The organism is Thioalkalivibrio halophilus (assembly GCF_001995255.1).
GTDB lineage: Bacteria > Pseudomonadota > Gammaproteobacteria > Ectothiorhodospirales > Ectothiorhodospiraceae > Thioalkalivibrio > Thioalkalivibrio halophilus.
Genome location: NZ_MUZR01000066.1, coordinates 1 through 25,583, shown reverse-complemented (window position 1 = coordinate 25,583; position 25,583 = coordinate 1). Strand labels below are relative to the sequence as shown.

The 25,583-nt window shown below is 68.4% G+C and carries 24 protein-coding genes; 18 read left to right on the top strand and 6 right to left on the bottom strand.

Annotated features, from left to right (window positions below; genetic code table 11):
• The 5 genes from B1A74_RS13085 to B1A74_RS13065 form a co-directional block, all read left to right on the top strand.
• Positions 1 to 1,285 (top strand): OmpP1/FadL family transporter (locus tag B1A74_RS13085; protein WP_077244884.1); only part of this gene is annotated, 1,285 nt, incomplete at its 5' end.
• A 93-nt stretch (positions 1,286 to 1,378) separates the two neighbouring features.
• Entirely contained in the window at positions 1,379 to 2,356 is a 978-nt protein-coding gene (locus tag B1A74_RS13080) for a DUF302 domain-containing protein (RefSeq protein ID WP_077244883.1), read from the top strand.
• A gap of 117 nt (positions 2,357 to 2,473) precedes the next feature.
• Complete coding sequence (locus tag B1A74_RS13075; protein WP_018946880.1) at positions 2,474 to 2,911, top strand: hypothetical protein; 438 nt, start codon at positions 2,474 to 2,476, stop codon at positions 2,909 to 2,911.
• A gap of 6 nt (positions 2,912 to 2,917) precedes the next feature.
• The gene (locus B1A74_RS13070; RefSeq protein ID WP_077244882.1) at positions 2,918 to 3,952 is read left to right on the top strand and encodes a lipoate--protein ligase family protein; all 1,035 of its coding nucleotides are present in this window, start codon (positions 2,918 to 2,920) and stop codon (positions 3,950 to 3,952) included.
• A 20-nt stretch (positions 3,953 to 3,972) separates the two neighbouring features.
• Positions 3,973 to 4,359 carry a hypothetical protein gene (locus B1A74_RS13065; protein ID WP_019569641.1) on the top strand — a complete coding sequence of 129 codons (387 nt, stop codon included), beginning with the start codon at positions 3,973 to 3,975 and terminating at the stop codon, positions 4,357 to 4,359.
• A gap of 108 nt (positions 4,360 to 4,467) precedes the next feature.
• Here B1A74_RS13065 and B1A74_RS13060 read toward each other — a convergent pair whose 3' ends face one another.
• Positions 4,468 to 4,785 carry a hypothetical protein gene (locus B1A74_RS13060; RefSeq protein ID WP_018870306.1) on the bottom strand — a complete coding sequence of 106 codons (318 nt, stop codon included), beginning with the start codon at positions 4,783 to 4,785 and terminating at the stop codon, positions 4,468 to 4,470.
• Positions 4,786 to 4,953: 168 nt separating this feature from the next.
• On the opposite strand from B1A74_RS13060, the gene B1A74_RS13055 reads away from it, so the two are divergent.
• The 4 genes from B1A74_RS13055 to B1A74_RS13040 all read left to right on the top strand — a co-directional run bounded on the left by B1A74_RS13055 (position 4,954) and on the right by B1A74_RS13040 (position 11,094).
• The gene (locus tag B1A74_RS13055) at positions 4,954 to 5,823 is read left to right on the top strand and encodes a CbbQ/NirQ/NorQ/GpvN family protein (RefSeq protein ID WP_018946883.1); all 870 of its coding nucleotides are present in this window, start codon (positions 4,954 to 4,956) and stop codon (positions 5,821 to 5,823) included.
• The gene (locus tag B1A74_RS13050; protein WP_077244881.1) at positions 5,820 to 8,381 is read left to right on the top strand and encodes a VWA domain-containing protein; all 2,562 of its coding nucleotides are present in this window, start codon (positions 5,820 to 5,822) and stop codon (positions 8,379 to 8,381) included. Before B1A74_RS13055 ends, B1A74_RS13050 begins: the two co-directional genes overlap by 4 nt.
• Positions 8,378 to 9,595, top strand: coding sequence for an acetoin utilization protein AcuC (locus B1A74_RS13045; RefSeq protein WP_077244880.1), 1,218 nt, complete (start codon positions 8,378 to 8,380; stop codon positions 9,593 to 9,595). Before B1A74_RS13050 ends, B1A74_RS13045 begins: the two co-directional genes overlap by 4 nt.
• Positions 9,596 to 9,672: 77 nt before the next feature.
• Positions 9,673 to 11,094, top strand: a complete 1,422-nt coding sequence (locus B1A74_RS13040; RefSeq protein WP_077244879.1) for a diguanylate cyclase domain-containing protein — start codon at positions 9,673 to 9,675, stop codon at positions 11,092 to 11,094.
• Here B1A74_RS13040 and B1A74_RS13035 read toward each other — a convergent pair.
• The 3 genes from B1A74_RS13035 to B1A74_RS13025 form a co-directional block, all read right to left on the bottom strand.
• The gene (locus tag B1A74_RS13035; RefSeq protein WP_077244878.1) at positions 11,091 to 13,436 is read right to left on the bottom strand and encodes a helicase-related protein; all 2,346 of its coding nucleotides are present in this window, start codon (positions 13,434 to 13,436) and stop codon (positions 11,091 to 11,093) included. The two genes, B1A74_RS13040 and B1A74_RS13035, sit on opposite strands and share 4 nt — an antisense overlap.
• A 140-nt stretch (positions 13,437 to 13,576) precedes the next feature.
• The gene (locus tag B1A74_RS13030; RefSeq protein ID WP_077244877.1) at positions 13,577 to 13,987 is read right to left on the bottom strand and encodes an OsmC family protein; all 411 of its coding nucleotides are present in this window, start codon (positions 13,985 to 13,987) and stop codon (positions 13,577 to 13,579) included.
• Positions 13,988 to 14,034: 47 nt separating this feature from the next.
• Positions 14,035 to 14,232 carry a hypothetical protein gene (locus tag B1A74_RS13025; RefSeq protein WP_077244876.1) on the bottom strand — a complete coding sequence of 66 codons (198 nt, stop codon included), beginning with the start codon at positions 14,230 to 14,232 and terminating at the stop codon, positions 14,035 to 14,037.
• Between the two features lie 166 nt (positions 14,233 to 14,398).
• Here B1A74_RS13025 and cysB point away from each other — a divergent pair, with 166 nt between their 5' ends.
• The gene (cysB, locus tag B1A74_RS13020) at positions 14,399 to 15,373 is read left to right on the top strand and encodes an HTH-type transcriptional regulator CysB (RefSeq protein WP_077244875.1); all 975 of its coding nucleotides are present in this window, start codon (positions 14,399 to 14,401) and stop codon (positions 15,371 to 15,373) included.
• Positions 15,374 to 15,451: 78 nt separating this feature from the next.
• On the opposite strand, the gene B1A74_RS13015 is transcribed toward cysB, so the two are convergent.
• Together B1A74_RS13015 and B1A74_RS13010 are read right to left on the bottom strand one after the other, a co-directional pair.
• The gene (locus B1A74_RS13015; RefSeq protein ID WP_231363040.1) at positions 15,452 to 15,916 is read right to left on the bottom strand and encodes a hypothetical protein; all 465 of its coding nucleotides are present in this window, start codon (positions 15,914 to 15,916) and stop codon (positions 15,452 to 15,454) included.
• A complete protein-coding gene (locus tag B1A74_RS13010) occupies positions 15,909 to 17,000 on the bottom strand; it encodes a tetratricopeptide repeat protein (protein WP_018946891.1) in 1,092 nt (363 codons plus the stop codon). The genes B1A74_RS13015 and B1A74_RS13010 overlap by 8 nt, the downstream gene beginning before the upstream one ends.
• 217 nt (positions 17,001 to 17,217) lie before the next feature.
• Between B1A74_RS13010 and B1A74_RS13005 the strand changes: the two genes are divergently transcribed.
• From B1A74_RS13005 to B1A74_RS12970, 8 genes are all read left to right on the top strand, one after another.
• Complete coding sequence (locus B1A74_RS13005; RefSeq protein ID WP_018946892.1) at positions 17,218 to 18,384, top strand: aldo/keto reductase; 1,167 nt, start codon at positions 17,218 to 17,220, stop codon at positions 18,382 to 18,384.
• A 60-nt stretch (positions 18,385 to 18,444) separates the two neighbouring features.
• Positions 18,445 to 20,031 (top strand): endonuclease MutS2, encoded by a 1,587-nt coding sequence (locus B1A74_RS13000; RefSeq protein ID WP_018946893.1) that lies wholly within the window; start codon positions 18,445 to 18,447, stop codon positions 20,029 to 20,031.
• Positions 20,032 to 20,316: 285 nt separating this feature from the next.
• The gene (gene ilvB, locus B1A74_RS12995) at positions 20,317 to 22,035 is read left to right on the top strand and encodes a biosynthetic-type acetolactate synthase large subunit (protein ID WP_077244874.1); all 1,719 of its coding nucleotides are present in this window, start codon (positions 20,317 to 20,319) and stop codon (positions 22,033 to 22,035) included.
• A gap of 16 nt (positions 22,036 to 22,051) precedes the next feature.
• Positions 22,052 to 22,546, top strand: a complete 495-nt coding sequence (gene ilvN / locus B1A74_RS12990) for an acetolactate synthase small subunit (RefSeq protein ID WP_018946895.1) — start codon at positions 22,052 to 22,054, stop codon at positions 22,544 to 22,546.
• Positions 22,547 to 22,577: 31 nt separating this feature from the next.
• Entirely contained in the window at positions 22,578 to 23,594 is a 1,017-nt protein-coding gene (gene ilvC / locus B1A74_RS12985; RefSeq protein ID WP_018946896.1) for a ketol-acid reductoisomerase, read from the top strand.
• 42 nt (positions 23,595 to 23,636) lie between these two features.
• Complete coding sequence (locus B1A74_RS12980) at positions 23,637 to 24,308, top strand: phosphatidylserine decarboxylase (RefSeq protein WP_024328753.1); 672 nt, start codon at positions 23,637 to 23,639, stop codon at positions 24,306 to 24,308.
• The gene (gene pssA / locus B1A74_RS12975; protein WP_077244873.1) at positions 24,305 to 25,108 is read left to right on the top strand and encodes a CDP-diacylglycerol--serine O-phosphatidyltransferase; all 804 of its coding nucleotides are present in this window, start codon (positions 24,305 to 24,307) and stop codon (positions 25,106 to 25,108) included. Before B1A74_RS12980 ends, pssA begins: the two co-directional genes overlap by 4 nt.
• Positions 25,109 to 25,122: 14 nt before the next feature.
• A partial coding sequence (locus B1A74_RS12970; protein WP_208856002.1) for a uracil-DNA glycosylase occupies positions 25,123 to 25,583 on the top strand: 461 nt, incomplete at its 3' end.

Sequence of the window (25,583 nt, the reverse complement as noted above, 5' to 3'; positions counted from 1 at the left end):
CAACGGCTATTTCGCCCATGGCTACGGCATCAAGGCCAAGGGCATGGGCGGCGTCGGCATGGCCATCTCGCAGGACGCCTACGCCCCGGGCATCAACCCGGCCGGCCTCGCCGGCATGGAAACCCGCTTCGACGGGGCTCTCACCTACTTCCGTCCGGAGCGCTCGTATGAGGTGTCCGGTATGCCATCGGGGCAGATGGGCACTTTTGGCCTGGCTCCGGGCGAGGTCGAGAGCGACAGCAAGAACTTCTTCATCCCGTCGCTCGGCTTCGTCCAGCAGATCGATGAAGACCGCTCCTGGGGCATCGCCTTCCTCGGCAACGGTGGCATGAACACCAATTACCCGGGGTTCGAGAACAGCCAGTTCTGTCAGATGCCCGAGATGAATCCGAACACCGGGGAGCCCACCGGTAACATGCTGCCCATTGGTAGCCAGACTGGTGTGTTCTGCGATGGAGCCGCAGGCGTCGACCTCGAACAACTGGCGATCATCCCGACCTACGCGCAGAAGTTCGCCGACGGCCGGGTCAGCGTCGGCTTCAGCCCGATCATCTCCTATCAGCGTTTCGAGGCGAAGGGGATCCAGACCTATGCCGACATGGGCATGTCGGACGACCCGGACAACTTCTCCGGCAACGGCACGGATGATTCCTGGGGCTACGGCGCGCAGATCGGCATCCAGGCCGAAGTGGCCGAAGGGGTCCGGTTGGGGGGCAGTTATCGTTCGAAGATCCGTAACTCGGATTTCGATGACTATTCCGGACTGTTCGCCGAGGGAGGTTCCTTCGACATCCCGTCGACCTGGGGTATGGGCGTAGCCTGGGAGGTGACGCCCATGGTGACCCTGGTGGCCGACTACCAGCGCATCAACTACTCCGACGTGGATGCGATCTCGAACGACGGACCTGGCCAGCAGGATCTCGGTCAGCCTGTCTTCGGGACCTCCGATGGTCGCGGCTTCGGCTGGGACGATATCAACGTCTACAAAATCGGAGCCCAGTTCGAGCTGCCGAACGACTGGCAGCTGCGCGTGGGTTACAACCGCGGCGACAACCCGATCGATTCGGACGAGGTGACCATGAACCTCCTTGCTCCGGCGGTGATGACGCATCACTACACCGCGGGCTTCACCAAGTCCTTCGGCGACCAGCACGAGCTGAGCTTCGCGGCGATGTACGCGCCCAGCAATTCGGTCTCCGGATCGAACGCGTTTGATCCGGACCAGGACATCGAGATCGAGATGAAGCAGTACGAGCTGGAGCTGGGCTACAGCTACCGCTTCTGAGGTCGGTCCGTCGATCCACCGGCCCCGGGGTTGCGGCCCCGGCCGGGGTCGACGGCGATGTCCCGCTTCCCAATGATCGAAGGAGCAGTACCCATGTCATTGTTTCATCGCAAGCCGCTGCAAACCGGCGGCTCGACCGGGATCGTCCGGTCACTGACGGCCGGGCTGGCGGCCGTGACCCTGATGGCCGCGGCGGCGTCCGCCACCGCGGACGAGTATCGCCCGTTCGTGCTGGCCTGGACCGACGGCGGGGCCGGCGTCTCCGAGGTGGCCGATGAGGCGCGCGAGCGTCTGCAGGGCGCCGATTTCGAGATCCTCGGTGAGTACGATGTCACCGACTCGGCCCGTGTGCTGGTGGCGACCAGCGACGACCTGCTGGAGGCGGCCGCCTCGCATGACCGTGCGGCTTATATCGCGCCGATGCGTGTCGGCATCACCGAGGTCGACGGCGAAGTGCAGGTCAGCTACACGCATCCGGTTTACTTCCAGCACGCCTACCGTGTCGAGGTGCCACTGGGCGGTGTCGCGGCGTCGCTGGAAGAGGCCCTCGGGGCCGAGGAGACCTTCGGCCACGAGGACGGCATGAGCCAGCGCGACCTCAACCGGTATCGCTATGCCTTTGGCATGGAACGTTTCGACGCGCCCTACGAGCTGGGCAGCCGGGGCTCGCGTGCGGAAGCCCTCGAGACGCTGAGCGCAGGTCTGGAGGAGCGGGCCGGCGGTGTCAGCGAGGTCTATCGCGTGGACATCCCGGGGCGCGACGCAACCCTGGTCGGCGTGGCGATCCGCGCCGCGGACGGGGCCGAGGAGGATGCGTCCGATCGCAACGCCCTGGAGACCGTGGACGTCAACGCACGTCGCCACACCGCCTACGTGCCCTACGAGGTCCTGGTCAATGGCGGCGACGTGGAGGCGCTGCACATGCGCTTTCGCATGGCGCTGCATTTCCCCGACCTGAGCATGCTGGGGTCGAACAGTTTTATCCAGCTGCGCAATGCCCCGGGAGCCGTGGAAGAGGCGCTGGAGGAGGTGACCGGATTCGCGTCCTCCGGGTTCCAGTGGAGCGACTGACCCCGCCCGCGGGAAAAACCCCTGGGTACACTCAAGAACCCCGGTCCGCCGGGGTTTCTTACGTAGGGGGGCCGGGGTTGTTTATCCTCCCCGTTCACTCGCGGCAGGAAGCAGGCCATGAAATCGATGAAGATCGCCAATATCGGCGAGATCCGCAACGAACTCAACAAGTACAAGAAGGGCCGCAAGCTGGACATCCACCAGTTCAACCAGGTCGCGCGTCAGGCGTGGCTCGGCAAACTGGTGATGCAGCCGCTGGACCTCGAAGATCCCGAATGCAAGGCGTTTCTGGTGTTCGTGCAGGAGCCCGAGGAGCTGGCGCAGCATTTCCTCGACACCGACCAGGAGCTGCTGGGCGGCATGCACATCATCGACGGCCAGCAGGCCGAGGCGCTGGTGGATATCATGCGCACCGGAGTCGAAGAACGGGCCAAGTTGTACGAGGATCTGTCGCGCTCCGACTTCTATTTCCGTTACTTTTACAAGCCGGGGAACGATGACAAGGATCAGGAGCAGCAGGGCGACGCGGCCTCCGGCCAGCCGTCGGAGGAATAAGGCGCGATGACGACCCCGGCCGCTCCGGAATGGATCGATGCCGGGGAGTGGTCGGCGACGGAGCTGCATGCCCTGTATACCGGGCTGGCGGCGTCCACCCCGCCGGACGCTCCGCCCCGGGTGCTGTGGATGCGCTCGCGCGAGGCGCATGTCTCGGTGGGCGGCAGTCAGGATCCCGAAGCCGATCTCGATCTGGACCACTGTGCCGCGCGCGGCATCCCGGTGGTGCGGCGCCCGCTGGGCGGTGGTTCGGTATGGGTGGATGCCGACCAGGACTGCTTCTTCGTGATCCGGCCGAGCCGTGTCCTCAAGCGTGGTCCCCGGCATCTGTTCGCGCAGGGCCTGGCCATGGCCGTGGACGTGTTGCGCGAGCTGGGCCTGCAGGGGGTGGAACCCCGCGGGCAGGATGTCTGGGTGCAGGGCCGCAAGATCATGGGTACCGGTGCGGCCACCCTGAACGAGGGCTCGGTATTCGGCGCGAGTTTTCTCGGTCGTTTCCCGGTGGAGGATTTCCTCGCCTGCGTGCGGGCCCCCAGCGAGGGGTATCGCGAATGGCTGCGCCCGGTACTGGAGGCCGGCATGACCGACTGCGCCGGGGAGCTGGGGCGGGCGCCGGATTCCGCGGCCCTGCGCGACTCGCTGCGCCGGGTCACGGAACGCCGCTTCGAGGCGCCGCCAGTGGAGGTGACGCCCGACGCGGCGACCGTGGAGGCCTGGCTGGCGGCCGGTTACGAGGAACTGGACGATATCGCGGACGGGGATGCGCGCCCGTCCGTGCCGGAGGGGATCCGGGTCAATCGTGACAATCACGTGTTCGAGACACGGGTGGCCTGCGGGCGCCTGCGCCTGCACGTGGAAGGACAGCACATCGCCCGTGTGTGGTGCGAGGACCCCGCGGTGGACCGCGTCCTCGGCGAGCGCGTGGCGGGCGAGCTGCCGGAACGTCTGCATCTGCGCTCGCGCCTGGCCGGCTGCCTCGACCCTGCGGTGGCCGATGCGGTCAGCGCCCGCATCGATGCGCTGTACCGCGGCATCGCCTGAATTTCCAAGGAGACACCGAGATGGCCGAACCGACGATCCAGCGGCGGCTGGAAAAGCGCATGATCCTGATGAGCCGGGACGGCGAGATGACCGAGCGCCTGCGGGCGCCATTGCCCGACGACTGGCACATGGAGGCGACCACCGATCTGGAGGGTCTGGGAGACTGGAACGAGGTCCTGCTGTATCGCTTCCTGCTGCTGGACCTGGACGAGATCGAGGTGTTCGATCCGCTGGACGTGATCCGCACCCTGCGCATGGAATACCAGATCAACCTGCCGGTGTTCTGTTTCGGAGGGGATGCGGACATTCGTGACGAGATGCGTCTGGCGCGGGCGGATCGCTTTTTCGACCGGGACGAGATGGTCGAAAAGCTCCCCGAGTTCATCCGCATGTACGACTGGGGCTGAGTGCCCCGTCAGAAAGGCCTCCAACAGAAAAGGCCCCGGGCTCAAGCCACGGGGCCTTTTCGATTCGCCGGCCGGGCGCGAGCCGCGGACCGGCAAATGGCGCGGCCTTCAGCCGATCCAGGCGTGCTCGAGGACGTCGATCCGGATCTTCTGGTGGTAGGTCTCGCCGTTGCCCTCGATCTCCAGGTCACCCATGCGGGTCCCCGCGGTGTCGTAGCTGAACTTGCAGTCGAAGCTGCCGGGCAGGGACACGCTGCTTTCGCAGAGGGTCTCGCCCTCCACGGTGAAGCGGCACTGCGCGGTGCCCGAGCCGTTCAGCATGGCCTGCAGGCGGAATTCCTCGTTCACCGGGCGACGGTACACTTCCGGGTCGCGGTTCGGGTTGTACTGCAGGTTGTTCAGCTTGACGAGTTTGACAAGTTTCATTGCGGGTCCTCTATTTACGCGCTGAATCCGAGTGAACTGGTTGGGTATAATCAAACCCGAAATCATACAACAATCCCCGCGCGATGACGATTCCGGGGGTGCGCCCCCCGGGAATGTGCCCGGAATCGTCATGCGACGCGACATACGAGGCGGCCTACAGGAGCCAGCATGAAGAACCTGATCAACCGCATGCGCGGAGTGGAACGCGACGTCATCGACAAGCCCGGCCAGGATGGCAGCCAGGGCGGCGCGCCCTTCTACAAGCCCCAGGCCGACGAGGTCGAGATCTTCCAGGCGGCCTATGCCAAGCGCCTTCCGGTGATGCTCAAGGGGCCGACCGGCTGCGGCAAGACCCGTTTCCTCGAACACGTGGCGCACACCCTGGGTCAGCCGCTGGTCACCGTGTCCTGCCACGAGGACCTCACCAGCTCGGATCTGGTCGGGCGTTTCCTGCTCGAGGGTGAGGAGACCGTGTGGCAGGACGGGCCGCTGACCCGCTCGGTCAAGGAGGGGGCGATCTGCTACCTCGACGAGATCGTCGAGGCGCGTACCGACACCACCGTGGTCATCCACCCGCTGACCGACCACCGGCGCCAGCTGCCGCTGGACAAGAAGTCGCAGATTATCGACGCGCACGAGGACTTCATGCTGGTGATCTCCTACAACCCCGGCTACCAGACCGTGCTGAAGGACCTGAAGCCGTCCACCAAGCAGCGCTTCGTCGGCATCCACTTCGATTACCCCTCGGAAGAGGTCGAGCGCGAGATCGTTGCCAAGGAATCCGGTGGCCTGGATGCCGACCGCGTGGAAAAACTCGTGGCCGCCGGCCGCAAGGCGCGTGCCCTCAAGGACCACGGTCTGGAAGAGGCCACCTCCACCCGCGCGCTGGCCTATGCCGGCGAGCTGATGCAGGCGGGCCTGAGCCCGCGCGTGGCCTGCCGCGCGGCGATGATCGCGCCGATCACCGATGACCCCGAGCTGATCCAGGCGCTGGAAGAGATCTTCGACGCCCACTTCCCCGAGTCGGAAGCCGCGTGAGCGAGCAGGTTCGCAACGACGGGGGCGCGGACAGCGAAGCCGGGGATCTCGTCGAGATCGAGGAGATCCTGCAGCACCTCGAGGACATGAGCTTCGTCGCCCACCGCGACGCGAAGGAGGCCCTGCCGGCGATCCGCGAGTTCGGTGCCGGTCCCGCCCGGCGCTGGATCGAGACCGCGCGCGACCTGTTCTTCCACGACCGCGAGGCCGGCAAGAGCTTCATGCGTCACTCCGCGCGGATGGCCGAACACGTCGGCGGCGTGGAGCCGTGGCGCGCACAGGCCGCCGAATTCGCCCGCTGGGTGAATTCGGCCGATGCGCTCGAGGGGTTCATGAGCCAGGCCGACCGGGTGTTCGCCGCCTGGGGCGAGGACGGCGAGCGCGAGTGGTACGCGACCGGTCTGCGCTGGTGCGAGCGCAGCCTGCCGGACGCGCGGGCCTATTTCGAGACCGATTTCGACAAGCTCGCGGCCGGTCGCGGCATCGAGGGGCTGCGGGCCCTGATCGACCCGGCCGAGACGCTGTTCGACGAGCGCGGCCTGACCCTGGACTGCTACCTCGAAGGGGCGCCGATCGCGCGCAACCTGGTCGGCGATGGTGGTCTGCTGTCCTGGGCACGGCGCGGGGCCGACCTGCTGAAGGCCGGGCGCTCGCGCGGCGAGGCGTATTTCCGCCTGGAGAGCGACGAGAGCCTGAAGCTGCTGCTGGACGCCCTGCCGGGGTTCCGTCCGCGCATGCACGGACGCTTCCTGCGGCTGGTGATGCTGGCCTGGCTGGACGCCGACATCCCGCTGGCGGATTCCAGCTGGAAGCCCGGCGAGGGCCGGCCGATGCTGGAGACCGACGGCCGGCGGCTGTTCATGCCGGCGGTGATGGACTCGCGCGAGGAGGCCCTGGTGGCCACCCAGCACGCCGCCGCCCATCTGGCCTACGACACCTACGCCCTGTCCCGCGTGGAGCGCCTGTTCGAGCGCGCGGGCAGCGAGCACCCGCCGCTGGACGACCGCTCGCGCATCACCTGGCGGCCGCTGTTCGCCGCCTTCGGCGAGCGCATGTTCCGTTTCCAGATCCTGTTCGACCTGGCCGAGGACCTGCGGGTGAACGCCCGGGTCGCGCCGCGCATCCTGCGCTTTCTCGAACGGCTGGTGCGGCTGGCCGAGGCGTACGAACGCCCGGCCGAACCGGCCGGCACGTATTTCGATTTCGCCCTGCGGGCGCATCGGGCGTTGCTGGAAGGGCGCGAGCCGGAGGATCCGCGGCTCGCGCGCATGCTGGAGCCCGATGCCGACGTGGTGACCGCCTGGGAGGTGGCCGAGGAGCTGTTCGCCGACGGGGCCTTTCCCGAGATCACCATCGAGGAACGCGCCGAGGCCTACCTGCCCGGGCTGTCGCTGAACGCGGCGCTGCCGGTCTATCCCCAGCGCGAGCGCAACGGCGAGCTGGCGGATTTCCGCGACCACGAGGCGCACGACGAGCACAAGTTCGAGCACGAGAAGCAGGAAGAGCAGCCGCAACAGGCCCCGGAGGACGCGCAGAAGGACCCGGACGCGGACATCCAGACCCCGCAACAGGAGACCTCCGGCACCGGCGGGCGGATCGGCACCGGGATCCCGCAGCCGGCCCAGGTAGCCAAGCGCGCGGCCCCGTACACGCCGAAGAAGGACGGCATCCTGTACCCCGAGTGGGACTATCGCGAGCAGCGCTACATCTCCGACTGGGTGAACCTCTACGAACGCGTGCTGGACGACGAAGCGCCCGACCGCGCGGCGGAGATCCTCACCCGCCATGCCGATACCCTGAAGCGCCTGACCCGGGGGCTGGAGATGCAGCGCCCGATGCGTCCGGCGCCGCTGCGCAAGCAGATGGACGGGGACGAACTGGATACCGAGGCGGTGATCGATTATGTCGCCGACAAGAAGGCCGGGCTCTCGCCGAAGGCCTTCATCTATCGCCGCCGCGCGGTGCAGCACCGTGACACCTCGGTGCTGATGCTGGCGGACATGTCGACCTCCATCATGGCGCGGCATCCGGGCGGGCAGGGCAAGATCGTCGACCGCGTGCGCGAGGGCATGATGCTGTTCGCCGAGGCCATCGACCGGGTCGGCGATCCCTGTGCGATCGCCGGGTTCGCCTCCAAACAGCGCGATCAGGTCAACTACTACTGGCTGAAGGACTTCAACGAGGACCTGAGCGCCACCGTGCGCAACCGCATCGCCGGGGTCTCCGGACGCCTGGCCTCGCGCATGGGCGCGGGCATCCGTCACTCGCTGGAGGCCTTCCGGCGCAGCTCGGCCCAGCGCCGCCTGCTGCTGATCCTGTCCGACGGCCGCCCGGCCGACTACGACGACGGCGGCGATCAGCGCTATCTGCACGAGGATACGCGCATGGCGATGAAGGAGGCGGTGGATGCCGGCGTGCACCCGTTCTGCGTCACCCTGGACCCGTCCGGCTCGGAATACCTGCCGGCGATCTTCGGCCCCGGCCACTACACCATCATCGACCACGTGGACGAGCTGCCGCGCCGTCTGCCCGAGATCTACCTGAGGCTGCGCCAGTGAGTGCCACCCCTGAAACCGCCCCTGTCACTGCCCCGGACGCCGAATCCGGTCCGGCGCGCCGCCACGCGACGCTGCTGCACGCGCCGCGCTATCGCGGCCACAGCTACGGCGACAACCATCCGCTCGGCATCCCGCGGGTGTCGCTCACCATCGACCTGATCGAGGCCTACGATGCCGTCACCCCCGGCGAGATGGCGGTGACCCGCAAGGCCATGCCCGCCGAGCTCGAGTGGCTGCATACCCGCGACTACGTGACCGCCATGCAGCGCGCCGAGGCGCTGGGCAAGGTGTTCCAGCGCTACCGCGACCGCCACAACATCGGCAACTTCGAGAACCCGTTCTTCGCCGGCTTCTTCTCTACCCCGGCTACCGCCACCTATGGTTCCATCCAGGGCGCCGAGGTCGTGCTGGAGGGCGGCATGGCCTTCAATCCGGCCGGGGGCATGCATCACGCCGCCCCCGACCAGGCGCGCGGCTTCTGCTACTTCAACGACTGCGCCCTGGGCATCATGCGCCTGCGCCAGAGCGGGGCACGGGTGCTGTACCTGGATATCGACGCCCATCACGGCGACGGCGTGGAAGCGGCATTCGCCGACGACCCGGACGTGCTTACCGTGTCCCTGCACATGGATACCGAATACGGCTATCCGTTCCAGGGCGGGCGTATCGAGGACACCGGCCAGCTGGGCAACGCGGTCAACCTGCCGCTGCCGAAAGAGACCAACGACACGGAATTCCGCAGCGCCTTCAGCCGCATCTGGGAGGCGGCGCGTACCCGCTGGCAGCCGGATTACGTGGTCGTGCAGGCCGGCACCGATGCGCTGCTGCCGGACCCACTGGGCAAGTTCGGCATCTCCACCCAGTGCTTCCTCGCCTGCATCGACGACGTGATCGAGACCAGCCCGCGCCACGCCGACGGCACGCCGAAGCTGCTGGTGCTCGGGGGTGGCGGCTACCATCCGCTGGCGCTGGCCCGCTGCTGGACCGGCGTGTGGGCACAGCTCACCGGCCGCGACCTGCCCGCCCTGCTGCCCGAGGCCGGGCAGGTCCTGCTGCGCGAGGTCGACTGGGACATGGACGAAGAAGAAGAGTGGTACGACAACCTGTTCGTATCCCGCCTCGACGCGGACCGCAGCGGCCCGGTGCGCGCCGAACTGGAACAGCGCCTGGAGCGGCTGTTCTGCACCCACCCCTTGCTGCGCAGTCCCGGCTGAGGGATGATAGCCCGCCGGCGCCGTTGATCGTGGCCCTTCATGGTATAAGCTCGAACAATGGCCCCGCGCAGGCGGGCATGGATCAGGTGCCCCGGATGGACGACGAATCCGAGTCGCAGCTGCGTGCGGCGCTTCCCTTTACCGATCTCCCCGAGGAGCCGATCCCGGTCGCCTGGCGACGGGTGCTCCGGGACGCGGCGGAACGTATCCGCGAGCTGGAGGAGTGCCGGGAGTACTACCGTCAGCTGACGGACGCCGGTCAGGTCCTGATCTGGGTCTCCGGGGCCGACGGGGGCGTGGAACATGTCAACGAGCCCTGGCTGCGTTTCACCGGGCGCAGCCAGGCGCAGGAGCAGGGCGACGGCTGGCTGGAGGGGGTCCATCCCGACGACCGCGCCGCCTGCATCGAGGGCTACTGGGCCGCCTTCTCCGCGCGCCGGCCCTTTACCCTGGAATACCGCCTGCGCCGCGCCGACGGCGAGTATCGCTGGATCCTCGACGAGGGCGGGCCGCGCCATGACCCTCACGGCGAGTTCCGGGGCTATGTCGGCTTCTGTTACGACATCACCGCGCGTCTGGCTGCGGAACAGGAGCTGCACCGTTCCCTGCACCATATCCAGGTGCTGCACGAGGCCCTGGACCGTGTGCCGGTCGCGGTCTACGTGAAGGATCGGCAGCGCCGTTATACCTATGGCAATCGCGAGACCCTGCGGGTGTTCGGTTGCACGGCAGACGAGCTCTACGGATGCGGCGACGAGGATTTCTTCCCGCCGGCCACGGTCGCCCGCCTGCACGAGGTGGACAGCCGGGTGCTCGCCGGCGAGGACAGCCGCGAGGAGATCGAGGCGGTCGAGGAGGACGGTGGCCACCGGGTCTACTGGGAGGTCAAGACCCCGGTCTACACGGACGCGTCCCGCACCCTTCCCGACAGTCTGCTGGGCATCTCCACCGACATTACCTGGCAGAAGGACCTGCTGCGCGAGTTCGAGCACGGTGCCCATTACGATGCCCTGACCGCATTGCCCAACCGGGTTCTGCTGCTCGATCGCCTGCATCAGGCCATGGTCCGGGCCCGGCGCCGGGACACGCAGCTGGCGGTGGTGTTCCTCGACCTCGACGGCTTCAAGGCGGTCAACGACGGCTACGGCCACGATGCGGGGGATCGTCTGCTGCGGACGGTCGCTGAACGCATGCGGGCCTGCCTGCGCGAGGGCGATACCTTCGCCCGGCTGGGGGGCGACGAATTCGTCGCGGTCCTGGAGGACGTTGACCCCGGACTGACCGTCCCGCTGTTGGAACGCCTGCTGGCAGCCGCCGCGGCGCCGGTTGAGGACGGCGAAAACGTGTTCCGGGTCAGCGCCAGCCTGGGCGTCGCATTCTACGGACACGATCCCGAACCGGGCCCGGAACAGCTGCTGCGCGAGGCGGATCAGGCGATGTACCGGGCCAAGGCGGCCGGGCGCAACCGCTACGTGATCTCGCGACCGCCCGGAGGTTAACGCACGTCGACCACGCGGCTGGCGCGCTGGAAGCGGACGTGCCAGCCCTGCCAGGCGGGCAGTTCCCAGCGCTTCGGGTCGTCGCGCCGGTTGCCGTCGATCTTCTCCGCGGTGACGGTACGCCGGGCGACGTCATAATGGATGCGCATGTGCAGGCCGGAGAGCCGCACCTCGCGCGGATAGCGGCGATCGAAGCGTTCGCGTTCCCACTCGGGTACGCCCTCGAACGCGAGATCCTCCGGTTCCAGCAGGGCCACGTCCTCGTCCGATTCCACGCCCAGGGTCTGCAGGCGACGGGCCAGCCAGTCGCGGGCGTCCGGGGCCTCGCCCTGCTCGAAGCCCAGCGCGAGATACAGCGCCCAGGCGTCGAGGTCGTCGCGCAGGCGCGAGCCGGCGGGGGCGAGCAGCCGGTCGTCGAGGATGAGCGAGGCCAGTGCCTCGCGCGCCGCGGCGCCTGCGGGGCGCGTGCGGTCGCTGCGCAGTACGCGCCCGGCATGCCACCAGTCGCGGCGGACCACGAGTCCGTCGGCGGACCATTCGGGATCGGCGATGGCCGGCGTGGCCACCCCCGCGTCGATCAGGGCATCGGGCTCCAGCGGCGCGAGCACCGTGGCGATGGTGCGGGTGTCGCGGGTGCCCTTGCCGGGCAGGCTGTGGCTGTCGAACACTACGGCCGCCTCGGCATCCTCGGCCAGCAGCGAATCGCGACCGATCTCCGCCTCCTCGCCGCCGTTGCCCAGCGCGAAGCGGCGGCGCTCGCGGCGCACGAACGCCAGCTCGGGGGCGGCGGCGACTGCGGCGGTCAGGGCCCGGGGCGCGGTGGCCGCGAGGGGCTCGGACTCCGGTTCCTGCTGCGATTCCCGGGCGGGCAGGCCGGCCAGCTCGCGCACCTGACGAGCCAGATGGTGGGCCTCGCGGCGTTCCTCCCGGCGAATGCGAACCCTGTCGGGTGCGTGGCCGCGCACGGCGGCGACCCGCAGCGTCGCATCACAGGCCCGGCCGAGGGCGGTGAGTGCATCCTGCCGCTCGCGTTCGTCGTCGGGCGGCACCGCGACCGCGCGGCGGCTGCCGAGGGCGCCGGCGAGATCGGCCATGAACGCGGCCGTCGCCGCATCCGGCATGGCCAGCACCAGATGGGCCAGCGCGGTGTCCACCGGCAGGGCGAACAGGCGTCGGCCGTGTTCGGTCGCGCGGCCGTCCGCGTCGATCGCGTGCGTCGCCCGCAGCCGGTCTTCGGCGCGTTCCAGGGCCTCCTCGCGCGGGGGATCGGGGAATGCGAGTTCGCGCGCCGGGCGGTCGCAGCAGGCGGCCGCCAGTACCGGTTCGGTGAGGTCCTCGCGCTGCAGCTCCGGCGGCGTGTTCGTGGCCAGCGGGGCATTGCGCCCCCACAGCCGCAGGCACAGCCCCGGCGCGGTGCGGCCCGCGCGCCCGCGGCGCTGCTCCGCGCTGTCGGCGGCGATCGCCTGCAGCGCGAGCACGGTGCGGCCGTTGCGGCGACCCGTGCGGCGCTCCAGACCGCTGTCGACCACGGCGGTGACCCCGGGTATGGTCACCGAACTCTCGGCGACGTTGGTGGCGAGGATCACCCGGCGTTCCTGGCCCGGCTGCAGGGCATGGCGCTGGGCCTCGGCGCTGGCGCCGGCGTGCAGCTCGATGCAGGCCACGGGCTCGTCCTTCAGGGCCCGCGCCGCCGCGGCGATTTCGCCGCGCCCGGGCAGAAAGGCGAGGACATCGCCGTCGGTACGCGCGAGTGCGGTGCGTACGCCTTCGGCCACGCGCGTGGCCAGGTCCTTCGCATGAGGCATTGCCTGCGGGTCTGCGGCAAGGTGTTCCAGCGCGACCGGGTGGGAGCGGCCGGGGCTCTCGAGGTGGGTGCCGGCGAGCTCGCGGGCGAGGCGCGCGCCGTCGATGGTGGCCGAGGTGATCACCAGGCGGTGGCGTCCGGTCTCGGTCAGCAGGGCGTAGAGGAGATCGGTGTCCCAGCGGCGTTCGTGGAACTCGTCGAGGACCACCACCGCGAAATCCGCGAGGCCGTTGTGCGCCAGCCATTGCAGGGCCATCCCGGGCGTGGCGAACACGATCTGCGTGTCGCGGTCGCAGCGCACCTCGCCGCGCACGGCGAAGCCCGCTTCGCGCCCGGGTTTGCCGCCGAGCAGGCCGGCCACCCAGTGCCCCAGGCTGGTGGCCGCCACTCGGCGGGGTTCCACCACCAGCACGCGCCCCTGGTCCCGCGCCCACACCGGCAGGCGCGTCGACTTGCCCGAACCGGTCGCCGCCGACACCACCACCGGCCCGTCGGCCAGCGCCGCGGCAAAGTCCCCGTGCAGGGCGTCGATGGGCATCTCCTCGCTCATGCGGCCGAAGTGTCCACACAGCGACCGACCTATCAAGAGGGCGCGCCGGGATCAATGGCCCGGCGCCGGCATTCACTCTCGAGCCCTGGCCAGCGAGATCCCGGATCGGGGCTGGCTGCGCCCGGACCTCATGCGGGTGCCGGGCGCCGGGCGTGCGTCAGACGAACCCGGGTCGGGACCTCCAGCGGGCCCTCCAGGGCCTGGTGGATCGGGCACTGGGCCAGCATGCGTTCCAGGCTGGTCTGTTCGCCTTCCTCCAGATTGATCGGCAGGCGCAGCTCGCTCTGCAGGGTGGAGACCCGACAGCGTCGGGCATCGAAGGTCCAGGTGACCTCCAGCTCCGCGGCGCGCGGGTAGCCGCGCCGGCTCAGGAAGCGGTCGCAGAATTCCAGCAGACAGGAGCCCAGGCTGATGGCCAGGTGCTGCAGGGGGTCGTATCCCAGCGCCCCCGGCTTGTCGCTGTGGTCGGCACTCCTCATCGCGAGGTTTCCGTCATGGTCGCGCCCGAGAATCAGGCTGCGGGTCGAATCATTCGCCATGCTGTCTCCATGCAGTTGCGGGCGGAAGGGTCACGGGACCGGGGTGTTCAGCCTGCACCGACCGGCAGCGGGTGATCGAAGGCCGGGACCGACGGGGGCTCCCTGCGGATGTGCCGGGCCTGGGCGGTTTCCTCGCTGCATGCGGCCAGGGCCTGGTTCACGCGCGCCAGGTTGCGCTGCAGTTCCGCGCGGCGCTTTTCCAGGGTCTGGCGGTCGGGTCGGGACGGGATGGTTTCGGTCTTCATGGTCTTTCTCCTGCTCGGGTGTCGGATGGGTTCCGAGGCCTCGAGAAAGACTCTAGAGGGATATATATAGAATGGAAAAGAATAATAAATTCTGTTTTAATGTCAAAATTGAATAAAAGGGTCGTGCTTCCCGGCCCGCAACCGGTCGAGAGATCACACCCGGGCCATGAAACTGCAACAACTGCGCTGTCTGAAAGCGGTGGTGGAATCGGGCCTCAACGTGACCGAGGCCGCGGAGCGGCTGTTCACCTCGCAGCCCGGGGTGAGCCGGCAGATCCGGATGCTGGAGGACGAGCTGGGCGTGCTGCTCTTCCAGCGCAGCGGCAAGCACCTGACCCACGTGACGCCGGAGGGACGCCAGATCCTGGCCCGCGCCGAACGGATCCTGGCCGAGGTCGACGGCATCCGCTCCCTGGCGGCGGATTTTTCCGATGAACGCCGCGGACTGCTGCGACTGGCGACGACCCATACCCAGGCGCGTTACTTCCTGCCACCCCGCATCGACGCCTTCCGTCACGATTACCCTGAGGTCAGGCTGCAGATCGAGCAGGGCGGCCCCGCGGACATCGCGCGGATGGCTGCGAGCGGCGAGGTCGATTTCGGCATCGCGACCGAGGGTGTCGCCCAGAACCGGGAGCGGGTGATGCTGCCGGCCTACCGCTGGCATCACTGCCTGGTGGTGCCCCGCGACCATCCTCTGGCCCGGACGCCTCCGGCGGATCTGGCGGCGGTGGCGGCCCACCCGCTGGTGACCTATGTGCACGGATTCACCGGGCGCGGTCAGCTGGAGCGGGATTTCCGGGCCGCTGACCTGGAGCCGGACGTCGTCCTGAGCGCGGCGGACTCCGATGTCATCAAGGCCTATGTCCGCCTCGGCCTGGGCGTGGGCCTCATCGCACGCATGGCCTACGAGCCGGACGAGGATGCCGACCTTGTCAGTATCGACGCCCGCCACCTGTTTACCGAGCAGGTAACCCGGGTCGGCTTCAACCGCGGGATGTTCATGCGCGGCTACATGTACGACTTTCTCGCCCTGCTGGCCCCCCATCTGACCCTGGAACGGGTCGATCGCGCCCTGCATGCCGCCGACCAGAAGGGGGTGGACGCCGTCTTTGCGGATGTGGCACTGCCGCGCTACTGACGGCGGCAGGGGGGGGCGGATGGAGCCAGGCCCGGGGAAGCACGGCACCGGCGGCTGACGCGCGAATCGATTGGGCGCTCAGCCTGTCGGTTGGCGCCGGCGCCAGCGGCGGATGCCGCGCCACAGCACGAAGGCCGCTCCGGCCGCCAGCAGGGCGGCGACGACCCATTCCCCGATGACGCGGGCCATGGAAGGTTCGCTCTGTTCGCTCAGATAGTCGACGATCGGACCGCGCTCGCCGAACCCGACCCCGGCGCCGTTGACCCAGTTCATCCGCGTGACCGTGGCGTGCCAGCCCAGGCGCCCGAACCCGGCCTCGCTGAGGGTGCGTTCGCCGTGGCAGTTGAGGCAGCGCTGTTCGACCAGTTGCCGGCCCTCGGGGGATTGCGGCGCATCATCGGCACGGGTGGTGGCTTGCGGGGTGTCGTTGTCCGCGCCGTCGGCTGCCGGGGCGGATCCGGCCGCGAGCAGGAGGATCAGGGCCGGCAGGGTCAGTGCCGCCCGGGGCCGGCTCGACGGCATGGGCGGCGGGCGGTCACTCACGCGACTTGCGGGCCAGGGCATCCTGCTGCTGCTCCAGTGACAGGTGCTGGTGGACGTAGTCGCGGGCGTCGGCGGCCGAGGGGTGTCCCTGGTCGGCCGCGCGCGAGAACCATACCCAGGCCTCGACCAGATCCTGTTCCACGCCATGGCCTTCGGCCAGGAAGATGCCCAGGTTGTACTGCGCCTGCATCTGCCCCTGGCGGGCCGCCAGCCGGTACCAGTGGGCGGCCTCGCGCTGGTCCCGGGCGATCCCGTGACCGCGGTCCAGCAGCACGCCCAGGTTGGTACGCGCCGCGGGATGGCCGTCATCGGCGGCGACGCGATACCAGTGCGCCGCCTGCGCCGGATCGCATTCCACTCCCTTGCCGTCGCGGTACAGGTTGCCGAGGCGGGCGGCGGCCTCGCCGTCGCCGTCCTCCGCGGCCTGGCGGTACCAGCGTACGGCCTCGGCCAGATCGGCGATCACGCCGTGCCCCTGTTCCAGCAGCTGGGCGAGGTTGCAGGCCGCCCGGGCATGACCGGCGCCGGCGGCCCGCGTATACAGCCGGCCGGCTTCGGCGGGGTCGGCAGCGCAGCCGCGGCCGGTTTCGTACGCCACGCCCAGACTGTTCAGGGCATCGGGGTCGCCCTGCTCGGCGGCTTTCTCCCACCAGGCGACGGCCTCCGCGGCGGCTTCCGGGCTGATCTCGCTGGCGAAGCGCAGCACGCCCAGGTTGTACTGGGCGTTCGCGTGCCCGGCCTCCGCCGCGCGGCGATACCAGGTCTCGGCCTCCTCTGCGGGATCACCCTCGGCGATCCCCTGTTCGGCCAGCAGGCCGAGGTTGAAGCAGGCATCCAGCAGGCCCAGCTCGGCCGCGCGTTTCCAGTGCTCGCGGGCCCGCTGCACGTCCGATTCGACGCCCAGGCCGCTGGCGTACAGCACGCCCAGGCCGAGATGGGCGCCGGCATACGGTCCGTCGGCGCGCTCGCTCCAGATTCGATGGGCTTCGGCAAAGTCGCCGCGTTCCAGGGCCTCGAAGCCGGCCTCGTCTTCCGGTTCGACGGTGGTCTGCGGGGCGTGTTCGGGGTCTTCGGGGGCGGTCATCTCGGGCGGTATTCCGGGCGGCACGATGGGTTTGCAAGCTTCGCAGCATTCCGGGGGTGGCCGCAAACGACCGGGGGACGCCGGACAGGCACCCTCCGTCTGTCGAGGGAAACGTGCACATCGAGCGGTGTTTCCCTAGGATTCGCATTCCCGATGCGATGCGCCGGAAGACCAGGATCCGGCGGTTGCCCTTGTTGCGGCGGTTCGAGAGAGGAATATGGAAGCTTCGCAGAAACTGATTCCCGGCTATGCCAACGCCAAGGCGACGCGCAAGTATGCCGAGTCGTTCCTCGCCGACGGGCGCGCGGCCGAGGGCCATTACAGCGAGTTCTCGCGCGCGCGCATGCGCCTGTCGAGTCTCGGCATCGGGACCTTCGGCGGGGCGGCTACCGCCGAGGTGGATGCGGCGATCTCCGCGATCGTGGCCCGCGGGCTGACCGAGGGCATCAACGTGGTGGATACCTCCGCGCATTACCGCTATGGCCGTTCGCTGGCGGCCGTGGGGGCGGGCGTGCGCACGGCGCTCGAGGCCGGGGTCCCGCGCGAGGCGATGTTCCTGATCTCCAAGGGAGGCTTCCTGACCCTGCGCGGCGGTCAGCCGGACGACATGGACGCCTGGTTCCAGCGCGAGATCGAGGCCCCGGGCATGGGCACGAAGGAGGACCTGGCCAAGGGCGCGCATCTGCTGACGCCGGAATACATCCACTACCAGATGGAGCTGTCGCGCTCGCTGATGGGCGTGGAGACCCTGGATGCGTTCATCATCGACCAGCCGGAGGTGCATATCCACGAGATCGGCAAGGAACGCACCAACTGGAAGCTGGAGCCGGTGTTCGAGATGCTGGAACGTGCGGTGCGCGACAAGAAGATCCGCGCCTACGGGATCTCGACCTTCGAGGGTTTTCGCGAGGAGACCGATGCCCCGGTGTTCCAGTCGCTGACCTCCATCCAGGGGCTGGCGCAGCGCGCGGCGCAGACTGTGACCGGGGACGATTTCGCGCGTGATCATTTCAAGATCGCCATGCTGCCGTTCAACCAGGTGATGCTGGAGGGGTTCACCCGCTTCAACACCGCGACCGGGCAGGGCAACGTGGCCAGCCCGCTGCAGGCGGCGCATCAGCTGGAGATCTACATGATGGCCTCGCACACGATGCTCAAGGGGCATCTGGCGCAGCAGTCGGTGGACGTGGTCGAGCGCGAACTGGCGGGGCTGGCCAGTCCGGCGCAGCGCGCGATGCAGTTCAATCGCTCCACGCCCGGTCTGGGGACCTCGCTGGTGGGCATGAGCACGCCGGAGCATCTGGACGACATGCTGGCGGTGATGCGCGAGCCGATGCTGGACAAGAAGGCCTACCTCGGCATGTTCAAGAAGGCCGAGGAGTAGGCCGGGCCATCGTTCCTTCCCTGTGGGAGCCGGTAGAGATTTCATGAACAAGGGGATGTCATGCAGGTCGATCTGAAGGCCCTCGAATTTCCCGCGATCCAGCGCCTGCTGGAGCGCCTGACCGCCACGCCCTACGGCGCCGATGCTGCGCGCGGGCTGGAGCCTGCGCCCAACCTGGAGGCCGCGCGCGCGCTGCAGAAGGCGGTGACGGTGGCCCGCCAGCGCCTGGACGCGGGCACGCTGCCGCGCCTGGGGCAGCTGCCGGACGTGCGGGCAGCGCTGCGCCAGGCGGGTAATCCGGGTTCGGCGCTGCCGGTGCAGGCGCTGCACAACCTGCAGACCATCATGCGCCATGCGCGCGAGCTGGCCGACCAGCTGAAAGACACCCCGGAAATCTACCCGGCGGACCTGAACAAGCTGTATCCGCCCGAGGGGCTGGAGCAGCGTCTTTCGGGCTGCCTCAATCCGGGCGGTTCGCTGCGCGAGGATGCCAGCGAGTCGCTGGTGGACTCCTTCGGCGAGCGCAATCGCCTGCGTGGCGAGGTCGAGGCCGTGGTGCAGAAGCGTCTGTCCGCGTCGGATGTCGCGCAGAAGGGCGACGAAACCCTGAAGGTGCAGTGGCATCAGGAGCGCGCGGTGATGGTGTTGCGCGGCGATGCCGCCGGCGCGGTCAAGGGCGTGCGCCGGGGCACCGCGATGGGCGGGCGCGATCACATCATCGAGCCGATCGAGGCGGTCCCGCTGAACAACCAGCTGGATACCGTGAACGGGCAGATCAACAACGAGCAGCAGCGGCTGCTGCGCGAGCTGACCGACACCGTGCGCGAATACGGCGAGCCGCTGGATCTGATGCTGACGGCGCTGACCTGGATCGACCTGGCCTCGGCCGCTGCGCAGCTCTCCGCGCAGATGAATGCCCATGCCCCGGCCCTGGAAGACCGCCCCGGGGTGGAACTGGACGAGGCCTACCACCCGCTGTTGCTGCTGCAGTTCGCGGAGGGCAACGGGCCGCAGCCGGTGCCGCTGTCGATCCGCCTGGACGACGAGCAGCCGCTGCTGCTGATCACCGGCCCCAACACCGGCGGCAAGACGGTCGCGCTGAAGACCCTCGGTCTGCTGGTGACCATGGCCTGGTGCGGGCTGCACATCCCCGCGGAGCAGGATTGCCGCATCGGCCGTTTCGACCAGGTGATGGTGGACGTGGGCGACAACCAGAGCCTGCTGCACCACCTGTCGACCTTTGCCGGGCACGTGGCGGTGCTCAAGCGCATCCTGGATAACGCGGGTCCGGAGAGCCTGATCCTGCTGGACGAGCTGGGGACCGGTACCGACCCGGACGAGGGGGCCGCCCTGGCCATGGCGATGCTGGACGAGCTGCGCTCGCGGGGCACCCGCGGGATCGTCAACACTCATCTTGCGCCGTTGAAGGATTACGCCGCTCAGCAGGCGGGCATCGTTAACGCCTCGATGCAGTTCGATCCGGACACCCTGTCACCGACCTACCGCCTGCTGATCGGCGAGCCGGGGGTGTCCTTCGGGCTGACCATCGCGGAGAAGGAGGGACTGCCGGGGGATCTGGTGGCGCGGGCGCGCCAGCATTTCGCCGAACTGCCCACCGCCCAGGCGGGCGGTTCCGAGGGAAGCTGAGCGGGGCGCAGGGCCCTTGCCTGCGGGAGACCGCCCCCCCCCCGGGGGGAAGCCAATCCTGTGGGAGGCGAGCCTCTCGTCGTTCCGGGCGAGGTTGCTCCCGTCGGCCAGAGGGCTGGCCTCCCACGGGGCTGGACGCTCCATGGTTCGCCACCGGCAGGGTCCGCGCGTGCGCCTGCTGGCGTGAAGCGCGGGCGATTTCATATTAGTATGGTGGGCTATTTTGATTCGGCGTGTCCGCTCGGATCACGATCGCCCGACAGCCCCTGGTAAGGAACAACCGTCATGTCCGAGACCTCTGCATCGTCCACCGCCATCACCGGTGCCGAAATCTTCGTCCGCAGTCTGCAGGCTGAAGGCGTCGATCTGGTATTCGGCTATCCCGGCGGCGCGGTCCTGCACATCTACGATGCGCTGTATCAGCAGAGCGAGGTCTCGCACGTACTGGTCCGTCATGAGCAGGGCGCGGTGCATGCCGCCGAGGGCTATGCCAAGTCCTCCGACCGGCCCGGCGTAGCCCTGGTGACCTCCGGCCCAGGCGCGACCAACGCGATCACCGGCATTGCCGACGCCTACATGGATTCGGTGCCGCTGGTGGTGTTCACCGGCCAGGTGCCGACCAGCATGATCGGCAACGACGCCTTCCAGGAAGTGGACACCGTGGGCATCACGCGCCCCTGCGTGAAGCACAACTTCCTGGTCAAGGACGTGAAGGATCTGGCGACCACCATCAAGAAGGCCTTCTACATCGCCACCACCGGCCGGCCCGGTCCGGTGGTGGTGGACATCCCCAAGGATGTCACCGCCGACAGCTGCGAGTTCGAGTACCCGGAGAGCATCCACATGCGCTCCTACAACCCGAAGGTCCGTGGCCATACCGGGCAGATCCGCCGTGCGGTGGAGCTGATCCTGTCGGCGAAGCAGCCGATGATCTATACCGGTGGCGGGGTGGTGCTGGGGCGCGGCTCCGAAGCGCTGACGGAATTCACCCGCAAGCTGGGCTACCCCATCACCAACACCCTGATGGGCCTGGGCGCCTATCCGGCCTCGGACGATCAGTTCCTGGGCATGCTGGGCATGCACGGGACCTATGAGGCCAACATGGCCATGCACCATGCGGACGTGCTGATCGCGATCGGCGCGCGTTTCGACGACCGCGTGACGGGCAACATCGAGAAGTTCTGCCCCCATGCGAAGATCGTCCACGTGGACGTCGACCCGGCCTCCATCTCCAAGAACGTGAAGGTGGACGTGCCCATCGTCGGCGAGGTGGAGCCGGTGCTGCGCGAGCTGATCCGCGCGCTGGAGGAAAACGGCGGCCAGCCGGACGCCGATGCGCTGAAGGCCTGGTGGGACCAGATTCGCGAATGGCGCGGCCAGGACTGCCTCAAGTACGATCGCGATTCCGAGCTGATCAAGCCGCAGTACGTGGTGCAGAAGTTCTGGGAGCTGACCGGCGGCGACGCCTTCGTGACCTCCGACGTGGGCCAGCATCAGATGTGGGCGGCGCAGTTCTACGGTTTCGACAAGCCCAACCGCTGGATCAACTCCGGCGGCCTGGGAACCATGGGCGTGGGACTGCCGTTCGCGATGGGCGTGCAGTTCGCGCATCCGGACGCCACGGTGGGCTGCATTACTGGCGAGGCCAGCATCCAGATGTGCATGCAGGAGCTGTCCACCTGCTATCAGTACCAGCTGCCGCTGAAGATCCTGAACCTGAACAACCGCTATCTCGGGATGGTGCGGCAGTGGCAGGAGTTCTTCTATCAGGGCCGTTATGCGATGTCCTACATGGATGCGCTGCCCGACTTCGTGAAGCTGGCGGAGGCCTATGGTCACGTCGGCATGCGGATCGACAAGCCGGCCGACGTGGAAGGCGCGCTGAAGGAGGCCCTGGCACAGAAGGACCGCCTGGTGTTCCTGGACTTCATCACCGATCAGTCCGAGAACGTCTACCCGATGATTCCGGCCGGTGCCGGTCAGAACGAAATGATCCTGGTCTGACAGGGAAGGATTCCGTATGCGTCACATCATCAGTGTCCTGCTGGAGAACGAATCCGGCGCCCTGTCCCGGGTCGCGGGGCTGTTCTCCGCGCGCGGCTACAACATCGAATCGCTGACCGTCGCGCCCACCGACGATCCCACGCTGGCGCGCATGACCATCGTCACCAGCGGATCCGAGGAGATCGTCGAGCAGATTACCAAGCAGCTGAACAAGCTGATCGACGTCATCAAGCTGCTCGATCTGACCTCCTATCCTCACATCGAGCGCGAGATGGCGATGATCAAGGTCAGCGTGGACGAACCCGGCGATCGCGAGGAGGTGAAGCGCCTCGCCGACATCTTCCGCGGCCGCATCATCGACGTCACGCGCAAGACCTACGTCATCGAGATCACCGGAGAGGGCTCCAAGCTGGACGCCTTCCTCGAGGCCCTGGAGCCCTTCCCCGTGCAGGAAGTGGTGCGCTCCGGGGTCATGGGCATCGCGCGCGGGGACGTCGCGCTCCAGATCTGAACACCTTTCACTGATTGCCAAGGAAACCGCAATGAAGCTCTACTACGACAAAGACGCCGACCTCTCCATCATTCAGGGCATGAAGGTGGCCATCATTGGCTACGGCTCGCAGGGGCACGCCCATGCGAACAACCTGAAGGATTCCGGCGTGGACGTCACCGTCGGCCTGCGTGCCGGTTCCGGTTCGCGTGCCAAGGCCGAGGAAGCCGGCCTCAAGGTGGCCGACGTCTCCGACGCGGTGGCCGCCGCCGATCTGGTCATGGTGCTGGCCCCCGACGAATACCAGGCGAAGCTCTACAGCGAGGAGATCAAGCCCAACCTCAAGCAGGGCGGGACCCTGGCGTTCGCCCATGGCTTCACCATCCATTACAACCAGATCGAGCCGCGCGGCGACCTCGACGTGATCATGATCGCGCCCAAGGCGCCGGGTCACACCGTGCGCTCGGAATTTGCCCGTGGCGGCGGCATCCCCGACCTGATCGCCATCGAGCAGGACGCCTCCGGCAAGGCGCGTGACATCGCGCTGTCCTATGCCTCGGCGATCGGCGGCGGCCGCACCGGCATCATCGAGACCAGCTTCCAGGACGAGACCGAGACCGACCTGTTCGGCGAGCAGGCGGTGCTCTGCGGCGGCGCGGTGGAGCTGGTCAAGGCCGGCTTCGAGACCCTGACCGAGGCGGGCTACGCCCCGGAGATGGCCTACTTCGAGTGCCTGCACGAGCTCAAGCTGATCGTCGATCTGATGTACGAGGGCGGCATCGCCAACATGAACTACTCGATCTCCAACAACGCGGAGTACGGCGAGTACGTGACCGGCCCGAAGGTCATCAACGAGCAATCCCGTGCGGCCATGCGCGAGGCCCTGCACAACATCCAGACCGGCGAGTACGCCAAGCGCTTCATCCAGGAAGGGGACACCAACTATCCCTCCATGACCGCGAATCGCCGCCGCAACGCTGCCCACGAGATCGAGCAGGTGGGCGAGCGGCTGCGTGCGATGATGCCCTGGATCCAGGCCAACCAGCTGGTCGACAAGTCGCGCAACTGATCCGCGGCACCACCGGCCCCGGGTGCGGGCCGCGGAGGGGACATGCTGTTTCCGGTAGCGAAGGAAGGCCGCCTGTTCGTCATCGTCACCGCCTGGATGGCGGTGATTACGCTGCTGTCCGGGCTGGCGGATCTGGGCCTGTTCCTGGTCATCCTGATGCTGGCCCTGATGGCCCTGTTCCGCGACCTGCGGCGCCGGGCGCCGGCCCAGGCGCTGGGCCTGGTGGCCCCGGTCGACGGCGTGGTGGAATCGGTGGAGACCACCACCGACCCGTTCACCGGGCGCGAGGCCGAGCGCATCCGCATGCGCCAGCGCTATCTCGGCGAATACAATATCCATGCCCCGCAGGAGGTCGAGGTGCGCGAGCGCGTCTGGCCGGGGCAGGAATCGGATCGCGAGCCCGACCTGCAGCTCGCCGGTCGGCTTGCGTTCGCCCTGGCCACCGACGAGGATGACCGCATGACCCTGGCTCTCAGCGTGACGCACTGGCCGCGTTTCATCCGCATGGTGGAGGTGCTGCCCGGCAATCGGCTGGGGCGCGGCAAGCGCATCGGCTTTGCCGGCTTCGGCGGGCGTGCGGAGCTGTGGCTTCCGCGGGGATCGCACGTGATGGTGCGGCCGGGGCAGGTCGTGCTGGCGGGGACCACCCTGCTGGGCGGGCTCCCGCCGCGCGAGCCGGGCGATCAGGGCGGCGCCGTGGAGCTGGCCGAATGAATCCCGACGAAGACCCCGACATCATCCGTGGCGAGGACGAGCTGGACGACGATCGCCCGCGGTCGCGGCGGCGCGGGGTGTTCCTTCTGCCCAACCTGTTCACTACCGGGGTCCTGTTCTCCGGATTCCTGGCGATCGTCTCCGCGATCGACGGGGAGTTCATTACCGCGGCCATCGCGGTCTTCGTGGCCATGGTGCTGGATACCCTGGACGGCCGCGTCGCGCGCATGACCGATACCCAGAGCGAGTTCGGCGCGCAGTTCGATTCGCTCTCGGATCTGGTCTCCTTCGGTCTGGCCCCGGCGCTGGTGGTGTACCTGTGGCAGCTGCAGGACCTGGGCAACTTCGGCTGGGTGGCCGCGTTCTTCTTTGCCACGGCGGCGGCGCTGCGCCTCGCGCGTTTCAACAGTCGCCTGGCGGTGACCGACAAGCGCTTCTTCCAGGGGTTGCCCAGTCCCGCCAGTGCGGCGCTGCTGGTGGGGACCGTCTGGGTGGTCGAGGACCTCGGCCTGGCCGCGGAGCTGGGGGCCACCGGGGCGGTGGCGGTGCTGATCATCACCGTGCTCGCCGGGGCGGCAATGGTCAGTAACCTGACCTATTTCAGTTTCAAGGACATGGACTTCCGCCACCGGGTCCCGTTCCTGTCCATGCTGGGAGTGGTCGGGGCGCTGATGCTGGCGGCCCTGGATCCGCCCAAGATGCTGCTGGCCGGGTTCGTGGTGTACGCGCTGTCCGGGCCGCTGCTGACACTCGTGCGCTGGCAGCGCCATCGGCGCCGCGGCCGTGCCCCGCAAGCCTGAGCGGGGAGGCGGACGTGGAACTCTCGCGGCGCAAGCGGCGCATCCTCGCCGACATGGGCATCCCGTTGTGGCGGGCGCGCCCGTCGGCGGATACCGGCGCCGCGCCGGAAGCGTCTCCGGAGCCACCACCTGAACCGGTGGCCGGCCTCACCGTGGAGCAGGAACCACGGGAGTCGTCCGTGCCGGCCACGGGCATCGACTGGCAGGCCCTGCGTGACGAAGTCGCGGGCTGCACTGCCTGCAGCGAGCTCGCGGCCAGCCGGCGGCAGACGGTCTTCGGGGTGGGCGATACTGGCGCCCGCTGGCTGTTCGTCGGCGAGGCCCCGGGTGCCGAGGAGGACCGTCGCGGCGAGCCCTTCGTCGGGCGGGCCGGGCAGCTGCTGGACAACATGCTGGCGGCGCTGGGACTGGATCGCGAGCACGATGTGTTCATCGCCAATATCCTGAAGTGCCGGCCGCCCGACAATCGGGATCC